Source organism: Balneola sp., assembly GCA_003712055.1.
Taxonomy (GTDB): domain Bacteria; phylum Bacteroidota; class Rhodothermia; order Balneolales; family Balneolaceae; genus RHLJ01.
On the sequence record RHLJ01000003.1, the window covers coordinates 449,368 to 463,294 of the forward strand.

The 13,927-nt window shown below is 39.9% G+C and carries 15 protein-coding genes; 8 read left to right on the forward strand and 7 right to left on the reverse strand.

Going from position 1 to position 13,927, the window contains the following annotated elements; genetic code table 11:
* Positions 1-91: 91 nt before the first annotated feature.
* Entirely contained in the window at positions 92-727 is a 636-nt protein-coding gene (locus tag ED557_09340) for a flavin oxidoreductase (GenBank protein ID RNC83964.1), read from the forward strand.
* On the opposite strand, the gene ED557_09345 is transcribed toward ED557_09340, so the two are convergent.
* Complete coding sequence (locus tag ED557_09345) at positions 717-1,229, reverse strand: hypothetical protein (GenBank protein RNC83965.1); 513 nt, start codon at positions 1,227-1,229, stop codon at positions 717-719. The two genes, ED557_09340 and ED557_09345, sit on opposite strands and share 11 nt — an antisense overlap.
* A gap of 231 nt (positions 1,230-1,460) precedes the next feature.
* Here ED557_09345 and ED557_09350 point away from each other — a divergent pair, with 231 nt between their 5' ends.
* Entirely contained in the window at positions 1,461-2,567 is a 1,107-nt protein-coding gene (locus ED557_09350; protein ID RNC83966.1) for an MRP family ATP-binding protein, read from the forward strand.
* A 135-nt stretch (positions 2,568-2,702) separates the two neighbouring features.
* On the forward strand, positions 2,703-3,161 hold the full coding sequence (locus ED557_09355; protein ID RNC83967.1) for a DoxX family protein: 459 nt from the start codon (positions 2,703-2,705) through the stop codon (positions 3,159-3,161).
* A gap of 41 nt (positions 3,162-3,202) precedes the next feature.
* Here ED557_09355 and ED557_09360 read toward each other — a convergent pair whose 3' ends face one another.
* From ED557_09360 to ED557_09370, 3 genes are all read right to left on the reverse strand, one after another.
* Positions 3,203-4,609: a Glu/Leu/Phe/Val dehydrogenase gene (locus ED557_09360; GenBank protein ID RNC83968.1), complete on the reverse strand. Its 1,407-nt coding sequence runs from the start codon at positions 4,607-4,609 to the stop codon at positions 3,203-3,205.
* A gap of 81 nt (positions 4,610-4,690) precedes the next feature.
* Complete coding sequence (locus ED557_09365) at positions 4,691-5,443, reverse strand: hypothetical protein (protein RNC83969.1); 753 nt, start codon at positions 5,441-5,443, stop codon at positions 4,691-4,693.
* A 49-nt stretch (positions 5,444-5,492) separates the two neighbouring features.
* Positions 5,493-5,891, reverse strand: coding sequence for a hypothetical protein (locus ED557_09370; protein RNC83970.1), 399 nt, complete (start codon positions 5,889-5,891; stop codon positions 5,493-5,495).
* Positions 5,892-6,033: 142 nt separating this feature from the next.
* Between ED557_09370 and ED557_09375 the strand changes: the two genes are divergently transcribed.
* Positions 6,034-7,119 carry a DNA polymerase IV gene (locus ED557_09375; protein RNC84048.1) on the forward strand — a complete coding sequence of 362 codons (1,086 nt, stop codon included), beginning with the start codon at positions 6,034-6,036 and terminating at the stop codon, positions 7,117-7,119.
* 23 nt (positions 7,120-7,142) lie between these two features.
* Here ED557_09375 and ED557_09380 read toward each other — a convergent pair whose 3' ends face one another.
* Positions 7,143-7,544, reverse strand: coding sequence for a four helix bundle protein (locus ED557_09380; GenBank protein ID RNC83971.1), 402 nt, complete (start codon positions 7,542-7,544; stop codon positions 7,143-7,145).
* A 172-nt stretch (positions 7,545-7,716) separates the two neighbouring features.
* On the opposite strand from ED557_09380, the gene ED557_09385 reads away from it, so the two are divergent.
* The 4 genes from ED557_09385 to ED557_09400 all read left to right on the forward strand — a co-directional run bounded on the left by ED557_09385 (position 7,717) and on the right by ED557_09400 (position 10,834).
* Complete coding sequence (locus ED557_09385; GenBank protein RNC83972.1) at positions 7,717-8,286, forward strand: RNA polymerase sigma factor; 570 nt, start codon at positions 7,717-7,719, stop codon at positions 8,284-8,286.
* Positions 8,279-8,953, forward strand: coding sequence for a hypothetical protein (locus ED557_09390; GenBank protein RNC83973.1), 675 nt, complete (start codon positions 8,279-8,281; stop codon positions 8,951-8,953). Before ED557_09385 ends, ED557_09390 begins: the two co-directional genes overlap by 8 nt.
* A gap of 19 nt (positions 8,954-8,972) precedes the next feature.
* On the forward strand, positions 8,973-10,160 hold the full coding sequence (locus ED557_09395; protein RNC83974.1) for a hypothetical protein: 1,188 nt from the start codon (positions 8,973-8,975) through the stop codon (positions 10,158-10,160).
* Positions 10,161-10,303: 143 nt separating this feature from the next.
* Positions 10,304-10,834, forward strand: a complete 531-nt coding sequence (locus ED557_09400) for a class I SAM-dependent methyltransferase (protein ID RNC83975.1) — start codon at positions 10,304-10,306, stop codon at positions 10,832-10,834.
* On the opposite strand, the gene ED557_09405 is transcribed toward ED557_09400, so the two are convergent.
* Positions 10,818-11,408: a leucyl/phenylalanyl-tRNA--protein transferase gene (locus ED557_09405; GenBank protein ID RNC83976.1), complete on the reverse strand. Its 591-nt coding sequence runs from the start codon at positions 11,406-11,408 to the stop codon at positions 10,818-10,820. The genes ED557_09400 and ED557_09405 overlap by 17 nt on opposite strands.
* A gap of 97 nt (positions 11,409-11,505) precedes the next feature.
* Positions 11,506-13,917, reverse strand: a complete 2,412-nt coding sequence (locus ED557_09410) for a DUF5117 domain-containing protein (protein ID RNC83977.1) — start codon at positions 13,915-13,917, stop codon at positions 11,506-11,508.
* Between the last annotated feature and the right edge of the window lie 10 nt (positions 13,918-13,927).

Consider the following 13,927-nt stretch of genomic DNA (forward strand, 5'->3'; position numbering starts at 1 on the left):
CAAGTTAGTGATTTTTAGATAAAGAAAAGGATTGGAAGCCAGAAGGTCGAACTTTAACTACAAGAAGAGAGTTACTGAGTCAAAAAAATCTATGACTCATTTATCTATAAAAGACTTTGAGCAAATGCCTTCCCGATACAGAGCGCATTGTATCAATAGTGTAACAGGATATAAGTCTTCCAATTTATTGGGAACCTGCTCAAAAGATGGCAGCACAAATCTTGCAATTTTCAGCTCAATAACACACCTGGGAAGTAATCCTCCATTACTCGGTTTTGTGCTACGCCCCAGAACTGTTACTCGAAATACCTATGATAACTTGAAATCTACCGGCGTTTTTACTGTGAATCATGTCCATGCTGGCATGATAAAACAAGCTCATCAAACCTCCGCTAAATACCCTGAAGGAGTTTCTGAATTTAGAGCTACAGGTTTAACAGAGGAGTACCAAGATGGATTTGAAGCTCCTTTTGTAAAAGAAAGCCGGATCAAAATCGGCTGTTCCTATGAAAATGAATATTTCCTAAAAGAGAATGACTGCATTTTCATTGTCGCCAGGATCGAGCATCTCATTATTGATCAAAATTTCCAAATGAATGATGGCTTTATAGATCTCACAAAAGCAGGTACTATTACCGCAACTGGTCTCGATGGGTACGCTCTTCCCTCACTATTAGATCGGTTTAGTTATGCGGAACCTGAAAAGGATTTAAACTCTATTTTGTAATTCTTCTTTTTTGATATCGAAGAATATACTTATCCAAATCTTTGTCTAATGTTTTGGTATTAGTTAAGATGATTTCATTTTCCAAAACCATCATAAATTGACGTAGGTAGTCTTCACTTAATTCTTCCCTAATCCTTGCCCCCCCTTCTGTAAGCCTTTGAAGAGGCTCTGTATCCACTGCCAGATAAAAAGCCTGACCCATTTTACCGCTTTGAATGATATTCTCTGGTAGCCTGGAAAAGACTGTAATTGACAAAACAATATTTCCTTCTAAATCCACATCACTTGCTCCAATTAAAAAGACAAGTCCTTCATTTTCTGATTTCTCAGCTCCTTTTGAAATCATTTTTTGATCAAAGGATTCTACAATTGGATTGAGTCTATTAAAATCTGACTCCTGTTGTACCAGGAAAGTTGAACTGAATTTGAAATTAGATTGGGAATATCCCAGTAATGGGCTTAATAGAAAGAATAGAAGTAGAAGTTTTGACCTTTTAACCATAATACACATCAAGATTAGATTATTAATTAAGATGGTATCAACTATTCTATAGGCACTAAAACTTTATCTGTATTTAAATCGGAAAAAGAAACGTGAATATTTTTTATCTATGAAATTCCCACTCTTTGAAACCTAATCTAGATGATTTAAAACAGATTCCAAATTAAGAAATCATCTTTCAATCATTATTGTTGAAAGTTGGTATTTTGAAAAAAAACATTCTGAAAACTCATGTCTATCAATAAAGAGCAGATAAAAACAGCGCTTGCTCACGTTCTTCACCCAATCGAAAAACAAGATCTTATTTCCCTGGATATGATCCAGGACCTGATTGTTCAGGACAAGTATGTTTCTTTTACCCTGGAAATGCCTGAGCAAAATGAGTCACTAGCTACAGATTTGAAACAACGATGTACAGGTGCTATTCACAAATTTATTGATAAGGATGCGGTAGTGGATATTCAGGTTGGTATTAATATTTCCAGGAGAAAACAACCACCAACTCAAGCACCCCAAGCTCAGCAACAGGTGTTATCCGGTGTGAAGCATATTATTGCTGTGGCTTCCGGAAAAGGAGGGGTGGGAAAATCAACGGTAGCAGTAAATATTGCTTCGGCGTTAGCCAGAACAGGTGCTAAAGTTGGATTAATGGATACCGATATCTATGGTCCTAGTATTCCCACTATGTTTGACTTATTCGATCGTCCAAATGTAACTACTCAAAAAAAGTTGATTCCGCTTGAGAAGTATGGAATCAAAATGGTAAGTATGGGTTTTCTGGTTGATGTTAATCAAGCTATGGTTTGGCGAGGCCCTATGGCAACAAGTGCTATCAAGCAATTTATGACCGACGTAGAATGGGGAGAATTGGATTATATGGTACTTGACTTACCCCCAGGAACCGGAGATATACAACTTACCATTGTACAGACTGTTCCGTTAAGTGGTGCTGTTATCGTTTCTACTCCTCAAACGGTTGCACTTGACGACGTGAGAAAAGGGGTAGCTATGTTTCAAAAAGTGAAGGTTCCAGTTCTTGGAGTGATCGAAAACATGGCTTACTTCATACCTCCTGACATGCCAGAAAAGAAATATCACATTTTTGGAGAGGGTGGGGCATCCCGTTTAGCTGATGAGCTCGCCGTGCCCGTACTCGGTGAAATTCCACTTGAGCAGCCCGTACGAGAAGCCGGAGATAACGGAGCTCCAATTGTTATTTCTGATTCGGATTCTAATGCTTCTAAAGAGCTGATTGCTTCTACTGAACGAATGATAGAGCAATTAGAACTCCGTGCTTCGGAAGCAAAACCAAAGGTGGAAATTACGTTCAGATCTTGATCAATTGTTCAATGTTCAATGTTCAATGTTCAATGTTCAATGTTCAATGTTCAATGTTCAATTAAGAATATTGATCATTCATAAACTATTCACATTCCTGAGCTAGCTTGTTTCCAGTTAATAGAGGAGACAATCATGTTTTTACAACATCAAGAGTTCGAGAGGATCGATATCACCATCACCGATTGGATGGCAAAGAATGGCTTACTCATTATGAGAGTAGGTTTGGGGATTATTTTTCTCTGGTTTGGAGCTTTAAAATTTTTCCCTGGGTTAAGCCCCGCTGAAGAGTTAGTTAGGAATACCGTCTATTTTGTTAACCCGGACTTTTTCATACCTATTCTGGCAACCTGGGAAGTGTTGATTGGCTTTGGTTTAATAGCTGGAAAATTTATGCGGTTCACACTTCTTTTGCTCTTCCTTCAAATGCCTGGCACTGCTTTACCCATTGTTGTATTACCTGATGTAATCTGGACGAACTTTCCATTTGGGTTAACTCTTGAAGGTCAGTACATCATAAAGAATCTGGTACTTGTAAGTGCCGGATTGGTACTTGGAGCTACGGTAAGAGGAGGGAGATTGGTTAGTAGTTAATGGTTATTGGATTAACTACTAACCAATAACCATTAACGAACTTACGGGAAAATTCCCATCTGCTCATACATAATGCCGATTTTATTAATCGCATTAACAAAAGCCGCCGTTCGAAGATCGGTCATGTTGTGCTCATCACGAATATCCATTATCTGTTGGTACGCCGTGATCATTGTTTCTTCAAGTCCGGAATCAACAAGATCTGCTTCTTCGGCTCCGTGAGTTAAGCTTTCCAGAGCCTCAGTTGAATATTTCTTTCCCGAAATTGACTCTAACTCTCGGGCGATCCGGGTTAAACTTTCCTCGTCAAAACGCTTATTCATTCTTCCATAGCGAACATGCTGAATATTTTTCAACCACTCGAAGTAGGAAACAACCACACCACCAGCATTTAGGTATGAGTCAGGTATAACAAGAGCCCCTCTGTCAGTTAGAATTTCATGAGCGTCAGCAGTAGTTGGCCCGTTTGCAGCTTCTGCGATAATCTTTGCCTTTACATTATGAACATTCTCCCCTGTTATCTGGCTTTCCAGAGCTGCAGGGATTATGATATCGCACTCTTGTACAAAAATGTCTTTATTCGAAGGAAGGGCGATGCTATTACCAAAACCCATAATACTCCCTGTTTCCTTCCTGAAATCAACCAGAGCCTGTAAATCGATACCGTTCGGATCGTAGATTGCACCCTCAAGCTCAGAAACCCCTATCAATTTTGCGCCGGCCTGGGTCATATATAGGGATGCATGGTATCCTACATTTCCTAAACCTTGTACTACAAAAGTCTTTCCTTCAACACCAGTATTTAATCCCAACGCATCCATGTCTTTTTTGACATTGCAAGCTTCCCGGATTCCAAAATATACTCCTCGCCCTGTGGCTTCAGTTCTGCCTCTAATCCCGCTATTCTGAAGAGGTTTTCCGGTTACACAAGCCTCTGCATTCATATCGTCTTTCATCTGACGGTAGGTATCCAGAATCCAACCCATTTCTCTGGCTCCGGTGCCATAATCAGGAGCGGGTACGTCGACTCCAGGGCCGATAAATCCTTTTTTAACCAGCTCGAACGTATAGCGACGAGTTATTCTTTCCAGCTCACCATCAGAATAACTTCTTCGGCTGATTTTAACACCGCCTTTTGCGCCTCCAAAAGGTACATCCACGATGGCACATTTATAAGTCATTAATGCAGCCAATGCCATTGTTTCATCTTCATCTACTTTATGGCTGTAGCGGATACCACCTTTGGTTGGTGTTTTGTGATGGCTATGTTCTACCCTCCATCCTTCAACTACCTCAACTGATCCATTATCTCTCCTGAGGGGAAATGACACATGGTATACCGTATTACACATTTTAATTTGGCTGAGAATCCCTTTATCAAATCGGGTATATGCTGCTGCTTTATCGAAATTCTTATTTACCTGCTCGAAGAATTTATACTTTGCCATAAGGTCGGTTTACTTAAGTCTGATTTTACCGCTACCAATGGTCGGGATATTCTTATTTAGATACAATAAAAAAGCGCTTTTTTATTCAGAGAGCGGAAGAGCCACATGGAGATGGTCGGCAGTACCAACATGGCGGATTACCTGAAAGCCCATTGTACTTAAAGACCGCTCCAAAACCTTATTTCTGAATTCAGAATGGCCAATAGTTCTCAGGTCAATGGCATGTACAAAACCATTTTCTTGCTGATAATGAAGAGAACTTTGGTGTGGTGTTAATCCCCATGAAATGTAGTCTTCCGGGGTTCTCTTGATATCGGTAATCACCAAATCATTTTCTGCGAGTGTAGTTGTCGCTACGGCTACTCTTAAAATAGGATGAAGTGATCGATATACTTCCCGAACGTCATCACTTTTTGCATTCACACTTGAGAGATACATCAGCCCATAAATGCAAAAACCTCCCACTAGTGCAGCCACTCCCCCAAAACCAAATTGTGCGAGCAACTTTTTGTTCTTCACTTTTCTAAAAAGGAAAAACACATATAATCCAAGAAAGAGCGATGAAGCAGCTATACCTCCCAATAATGCAGCCCATCCGTTCCAGGCTTCAGCAACATTTAAAAAAACCGCTGTTCTGATAAGCAGGAAAAAAGGAACGATACCCATAACAAGAATCAACAGAAGTGAGAATATCAGTTTGAATAATTTTCTCTTAAAGGAGAGGCGTTTAACCGTTTCTTTGCGAACAGTCTGCTCCTGAACAGGCTTAGGGGCTTTTAATTCTTCTCCAAGATTTAAAAGCCAATCGATATCCTTTTGGCTTACTTTTTCCATGCCGGCTTTACACGGCACAAAAAAGTGGGAGTTTCGAAGCTAATTTGAATTAATACTGACGGGAGTTTCTTCTTATTAAAAAGGGAAGACTTTGGAGAACCAATATGGCAATAACAGAAAATGGAACCGCATGTGTTGGATAAGAATAGATTATTTCCCCAAGGGCTATTAAAACATACATGAATAATATACCCGAAGAGAACAGAGCGCCACCATACATTGAGCTGCTTCTAATCCATAGCAAAAACGAGGATACAAAACAGCCAAGGCTAACCACAAAACCTGCAATGATTTTAAAAACCGGAAGCTGTTGGTTATAGAATTCAAACAATCCCTCCTCCCAAGAAGATGTATTTACCAACCAACTATTAAAACCAATGATGTATAATCCTGCCAACAGGAAAAAAAACTGTAGTAAAAAATGAACTTGCCGCTCTTTCTTATTCATTACCTATTCAATCATAATTGTATTGTTTTTGTGAATGCTTATACCATATCTAATGAGTTTGTTCCTGACTATTAACCGGGTAGAATAAAATCCTGAGAAATAAAAAATGGGATTCCCGAACTTATATGTGTAATTTATGTCTATGAAAAAGGAGGGACATATCAGAAAAATTATCCATGTTGACATGGATGCTTTTTTTGCTGCCGTTGAACAGCGGGATAATCCTGAGCTTCGAGGCAAGCCTGTAATAGTTGGCGGGAAACCCGGCGGAAGAGGAGTTGTTTCTACCTGTAGCTATGAAGCAAGAAAATATGGAGTCCGTTCTGCAATGCCGACCAACGAAGCCTATCGTTTATGTCCCCATGGAATTTTTGTTGGTGCCCGATTCGACGCTTATAAAGAAGCTTCAGAAATAGTCAGAAATATTTTTTTTGAATACACCGATTTAGTCGAACCTCTTTCAATGGATGAAGCCTTTTTGGATGTAACTAATAACCATAAAGGAAACCCTTCTGCCACTTTGGTTGCTAAAGAAATCCGGCAACGTATTTTTGAAGCAACACAATTAACCGCATCAGCTGGTGTAGCACCGAATAAGTTTATTGCCAAAGTGGCTTCCGATTTTAATAAGCCTAATGGACTCACCGTAATTACCCCCGATAAGGTTGAGGCTTTCCTGGAAGAGCTGGATATCAAAAAGTTCTTTGGTGTAGGCAAAGCCACTCAAAAAAAGATGCATGCATTAGGGATTAAAACAGGCGCTGATTTAAAGAAATGGACAGAAATAGATCTAGTCAAAGCTTTTGGAAAGCCTGGTCGATTCTATTATAAAATTGTTCGTGGAATTGATAACAGGGAGGTTAAACCTCACCAAACCAGGAAATCTTATGGTAAGGAAAGAACCTTTTCCGAAGATGTGGGGGATTTAAACTGGGTAAATAATTTTCTGGATGAGCTTGCAGGAAGCATCTCTGAGGGAATGCAAAAAATCCCAACCGCAGGTAAAACCATTACTCTTAAAGTTCGGTACAAAAACTTCGATACCATCACCAGGAGCCAATCTCTCACTCATCATACCAATAAAAAAGAAGAAATTTCTTCTATTGCCCGCCAGCTTCTTGAGCAAACTGAAGCCGGAACCAGAGAAATCCGGCTACTTGGTATTTCGCTTTCTAATCTAAATTTAATCAAGAAAGAATATTACGAGCAGCTTGAACTTCCGGTATGATAAGTGATAGGAGAAAGGTGAGTTTAGCTGCCTACTCTTCTTCTGTCAACAATCATCCGGTTTAGTAATTTTATTATTGAAGTAATAAGATTAGCTCTATCCAAAAACACCTCCTCTCCTAAAATGTGTCTACTTTTGAAATACCAGTCTTTAGCTTCTCTAGCAGATCCCAGTGATATCTCATAGAATCTGGCTTTTTCTTTGTTTGAAAATCTAGAGTATCCCTCAGCTATGTTCGCACTTATAGAATCCACACTTCTATAAAGTTGGTCTGCTAAGGAATAAATTCTTTTTTCTACGATTTTTGATGTATCAGTCCAACATATGTCGGAAAGAAATAAACTCAACCTGTAAGCTTCCATTCTCCAGGATGGGTCATCAATCATTACTTTATGAACCTTAGCCTGCCATTCTTCAAAATTCATGGTCTTTTCTCTTTAAGACCAATATTTCCGGTCTGCCTTACAATTTTATTTTGGCTTTTATCATCTATCTCTCTTCACTTAATCACTTATCATTCAATTTAAAACTATTCTCCGAGCTCCATCGTCTTAGCCCTGAAACCAGTATTATGGAGAACGATTGAACCAGGAACAAATGGAAGACGCTCAACTTGTACATGATTTTTTAGGTGGGAATCACCAGGCGTTTAATGTATTGATTAAACGCTGGCAAGATAAAATCCACCACTTCGCGTACCGCTACTTTGCAAGTAGTGATGATGCTGCTGAGATTACTCAGAGAACATTTGTTAAGGCCTATCAAAAACTAGACACCCTTGATGACGCCTCTAAATTTGGATCCTGGTTATACCGTATTGCCAACAATCTATGTTTGGATGAATTAAAACGTGTTGGCAGAAAAAGAGCTACTTCGCTGGAGGCTCTGAAAACGGCTCCACAAACTGAAACAGCCAGCCCGGCAGACAGCGGACTTGTTCGGAATGAAGCCCTTGTTTTATTGCATAAGGCTTTACTTCAACTGCCAAATGAACAAAGGATGGTAGTGATAATGAAAGAATATGAAGGATTGACCTTCAGGGAAATCTCAGAAATCCTGAATGAATCTGAGAACACTGTTAAATCAAGAATGTACTATGGGCTAAAAGGCCTTAAAAAAACCTTTGACTCCTGGAATATCAATAAAGAGGTATTTAATTATGACTAAAGAAGAAGCAAGAATTCTCTTCATGGATCACCTTTATGGTGAACTAGATGAAGCTACTTCCAAAGAGCTTCTCCAATTCATCGAAACTGATGAAGAATTAAAGAGAGAATTTGAAGAACTCACTGACGCAAAGTCGGTACTCCATCATCTACCGGTACAAAGCCCTGTAGAGCAATTAGTGATTATGGAGCCTAAAACAGCAACAACAGATTCCTTTTGGTCAAAACTGTCCAATGCGTTAATACCACGGAATACAATGGCTAGAACAGGCCTTGCCATGGCCTCGCTTCTACTATTGTTTGTTGTAACCGGAGCCGTAACCGACCTGAACGTTTCAGCCGGTAATGGTGAGTTTAGCATAACCTTTGGAGAGCAGCCTCCTGTGCAAACAGGATATACTGCGGCCCAGGTTGATATGATAATAAATCAGGTGCAGCAAGAGAATGCGGCTATGATTGGTGAATTCATACTGGCTTCTCAGGAACAGCAAGAAATCCAGTTTCAAGAAACACTCTCAACCTTTGCTAATTACTTATATAATCAGAGAGAGTCTGATCTTGAGTTCCTTACCTATGGCATTTCAAACCTTCAACAAGCTACAGATAACCGCTTTCGGCAAACCGATCAGGTGTTAGGCGAAATCATACAAACCGTAAGCACAAACTAAAATCATACCTACTAGAACCATGAAAAAAATACACACATATCTACTGATCGGATTGTTGGGTGTTAGCCTTTCAACTTCCGCATTTGCTCAAACTATTGATGCCAACCGCATGAACCGCGATATAAGCATCATGGAAAACATTCTCGGTGAATTATTCAAAACCCAACAATTACGTACGGGTACCAATGAGCCAACGATTGTTGTTAATGGTGTTGTCTCCACATCTTTTTCAAGCCGATCTGTTAAAGGCACTTATTTACCGGGTTATGGTATCATCTTTAAGATTAATAGCCCATCCAGAAATATATATATGACCTCATCTGGAACTAGATATTCCTCCTATTCTTTCTATTATGATGGAGATGGAGACCCTAAGCTAAGTGGAGAGATTACTCAGGAAACCGTGGTAGATCGTATCACTTCTTTTCTTAGAGACTATGGTACAACCATAGGTCAGCTTGGAAATGATGAAAAAATCATGGTGATATACGGCTCCAATCAAAGTACCTCCAGAGACTTGTTCTATACTTTGTCTACTGTGCGAGGGCAAAACACTCAAAGTAATGACAACGAGGACAAGCCAGAGCCTTTACCTATCATCTCCGTTTCAACAACAGTTAAGGATCTAAATGACTATCGATCCGGCAGACTTAACGCATCTGCTTTTGACAATAAGGTAGATGTAGCTACCTCTGAAGAGAAGGAATACCTTGATCTTAAAGTAATGGGTAACATCTTTAAGACAGCGCTTAGTAATCAACCTACTAACAGCTTTAAACTTCATGGCGCTAGTAATGTTGATTACCTGTACCTGGATAACTTTGGCGCTATCTTTTCTTTAAATGTTCGATACTCTGATGAGAACAATCGTTGGGCTATTTCTCTTGCCAGAGAATTCGCATTGGCTCAAAGTGGCTTTGATAAAGAGAAAGAGCAGGAAGAGTATGAAGAATACCTCGAAAAAGTGGCTACCGCTTTTGAAGAACTGAAAGACAACCTAAGAGAGTATGTAATTGACTATGGCCGAACTTTAAGCTCAGTTACCAATGACCAATACCTTTTGCTTTCTATTACTGTTAGCGGAAGCCCTGATGAAATCCCTGAACGAATGGATATTCAAGTTAAAAAATCTCTGTTCCAGGATTTAGATCGAGGACAAATAAGTCGTGAACAAGCCATCAGCCAGGTAGTAGTTACTGAGTATTAATTTATTTAGTTATTTGTTATTCGTTAATGGTTATTGGAAAGGTGAATCACCAATAACAATCATTAACGAATAACCAATCACGCATAAGATTACTGACCCCGCTAATATTTTTAGCGGGGGTTTTTATTTCATAAGTTCGGCGCATGAAATTAAATCTTGGTTGCGGAAATGATATTCGTGAAGGCTGGATAAACCTGGATATAGCTGAACTGCCCGGGATAGATGTGGTGCATGATGTAAATAACCTGCCCTTACCCTTCGAAGAAAATCAATTCGACTTTATTCTTGCTCAAGATCTGCTGGAACATCTTGAATACATTCCCTTACTAAAAGACATTCACCGAATTCTTAAACCAGCTGGCATTATAGAAATACGGGTGCCTCATTACACTTCCAGGTATAACTTTATCGACCCAACCCATAAAAAAAGATTTTCTCATAAAACCTTTGAGTTCTTTGTTAAGGGCTCTTCATTCAACAGGGACTATTATTTCGATTTTCATTTTGAAGAAGTGATGTATACCCATATCCATTTTGAAAAAGGGGTTTTGATTTATAATCATCTTCTGGAAGCTTTTGTTAACCTTTCAAGAAAGACTAAAACCATTTACGAGGCTTCTTTTTTATCCGGAATATTTCCAGCTGGAATGATGACCATCAGGTTGAAAAAATAAACTCTGCTTCTTCCATTAATGCCTTTTCAAGCATGTTATGGTATTCAGCTGCTTTAATCTCAATACAACCAAATCGGGCGAGGTGTTCAGTAAAAAACTGGGTATCCCAGAGAGTAAACTTATTTTTCTCTAAAATTTGATGACAAAAGTACAGCGCTACCTTATCTGCTTCGGGTACATTTTTAAACATACTTTCACCAAAAAAGGCTGACTTAAGATGAACCCCATAAAGTCCCCCAACCAATTCCTCATCCAGATATACTTCCACACTATGCGCATATCCAGACTGATTTAACACATCATATGAGTTGATAATCAGATCATTAATCCAGGTAGTTTCCCTGTTCGCGCATGCTTGTACTACTTTACGAAAGGCTTTATCGATGTGTACTTCGAACTGTCCTTTTTGAATGAGCTTTAAAACGTTTTTCGAGATATGAAATTCTTCAATAGGGATCACTCCCCGTTCTGAAGCTGAATACCAGTTTATTCCTTCCGAAGAACGACTTTCTGCCATAGGGAAAATTCCCTGAGCATAGGCATTCAGCAAGGTTTCGGAAGGAATGATTTTCAAGATTTGAATCTATTTAAGAGCTTGTCATTTCGAGGGTACCGAGAAATCTAACGTGTTTGTTTAGATTTCTCACGTTCGTTCGAAATGGCAAACTGAATTAAAAACCGCAATAGTGTAAACCACCAGAGCCAATAGGTGATCCTGGAGGCGGAGACAAAGAGTTAGGCATTTCGAATTCCTCCGGGTCATCCAGGTAGCTATCAATCATAACTGCAGATTGTTGAGCCATAGCGGAACCATTCTCGCTCAACATTTCTTCCAACTCCTGAAGCTTATTGAATACAATCGCTTTAGTAAGAGGATTTGCCTGATTGGAAGCATGAAGCCTAATCAGGTTTACTGTTACCAGATGGTTTACAACTTGCTGGATTGAACCTAAGTAATCGTCTCCAGCTCTTTTACCCCAAGATGCTTCGATTAACTCATCAATGGTTTCCTGAAGGGATAGGTTGTTATCTCTTGCACCATATTCTACAAGTCGATTAGCTCTCCATGGATTCAATATCAAGCTAATAGGTACATTCGCTGCCGTTTCTGCTATTGCCAAGGCGTCTAATGAGGGACCGGTATTTCCCTTAAATAATTCCCGAGTTGATGGTATTCCAGGTGGACGGGTCGGGATCATATCCAGCACATTCTCTGGAAGCGCCAGTACCTCAGGATCAATTGCAGACAACATTTCCTGTAAAGCTCGTCGCTGCATTCTGGCTTCTACAATCTGTGGGTTAGGCTGGTTATCACCACGAAGCTTATAGGAGTAGTCAAGACCTCCAATTAGTTTAACAGTTCCTTCAAGCTGATATCGATGAAATAAGTAAATCGGCACCAAAACATCTTCGAGATAGGTCATTGGTGTACCCATAGGAATATTGGCTTCTCCAAAATTGCTAAGCGCTATTTCTCTCACTTCGAGGATATGAGACAATTGTGAAACGGGGTCGTTTCCATATTCCCAAAGGTGAGCAAATGGATGAGCCCCTCCCTGAGGGCGCGCATCACTATCGGATATATATTTCAGGCCCCTGTCATGCGCATCTTCTAAAATTTCATTTAGAGCTTCTTCTTCGTTGGTACCCTCAGGGAAATCCTGGTAGCCAAACTCGATCGTAACTTTATCCCAATCTCCAATACCTACGTCATAGGCATCACTTAAATCCAGCTCTCCATTTACGATATCCACTTTAGGATGAGGATAATCCATTACGGAAGCGCGATTATTAACACTAGAGGTAAAATTATGATAGATCCCAAGAGTATGACCGATCTCATGCGCGGAAAGCTGACGAATCCTCGCTAAAGCCATGTCCAACATCCTGGGATCGTTCTCAGTCCCTTCTTCAAAAGGAGCAAGCAAACCAGTAGCAATCATGTAATCCTGACGAACTCTTAGCGAACCAAGGAGAACATTCCCTTTTATAATTTCACCTGTCCTTGGATCTACCACTGATCCACCATAAGACCATCCCCGAGTAGAGCGATGCACCCAGTTAATGACATTATACCGGATATCTAATGGATGGGCATCATCAGGAAGAATCCTAACCTGGAAAGCATCTTTATAACCAGCGGCCTCAAAGGCTTCATTCCACCAACGAGCCCCATCAAGCAACGCACTGCGGACTGGCTCAGGAGTACCATTATCCAAATAGTAAATGATGGGCTCAACGGCTTCGCTTACATCAGCAGAAGGGTCCTTCTTTTCAAGTCGATGACGATTTATAAATCGAATTTCCATCGGTTCGTTTATAGGAGAAGCATAATCCATAAATGAAGTAGGATAGTAACCTCCTCGAGGATCATACTTTCTTGGGGTATAATTATCATCGGGTAATTCAACAAACGAATGATGTTGGCGAACAGTAATTGAGGTAGGAGATGGGACTACAGATCGAACTTGCCCACCGGGATTGCTTCCGCTAAAGGTTAAGCGAGTTTCAAATTCACTATTTTTGGGGAAATTGAATGTTCCTTCTTTATAAAGGGATGAACGAGACTTGTCGAGACTGTAATTTCCTTCTCCCCGTCCTCTAAGTCTGCCTATTACATTATGGGCATCACGAATGAGGAAAGGAGTTAAATCAATGAGATATTCACCATCTTCTTCAGCTGCTACCGGAAAAGCGTGGAGAATAGAAGACGCAAATGCTTCACGGACCGACTTTTTTTCAAGTTCGTTATCTGATCGTGCAATGTAATCGAGGTTTGGCTGAATGAGATATACTTTAGGCCCTCGCTTTTCAAAGTAAACAATACGCTCTCCTCCTTGTTGACTTCGATCTAACCCGATATCATTCGAGCCAACTCCAGCAGAAAGATAATTGGCATATAAAAATTCAGTATCCAGCTTATCAATTTTTAGCCAAAGCTGGTCTTTCGCTTCATCAAAGTAGTAGTCGAAATAACCCTCGGTTACAGTTAGGCCTTCCGTTTTTTCGTTAATAGAAGGGGTTTGAGCAAAAGTAGTGGCAGAGATTAAAATCCCCAGAAGAAGTAGTACCGATAGTTTCATTGATTTAACA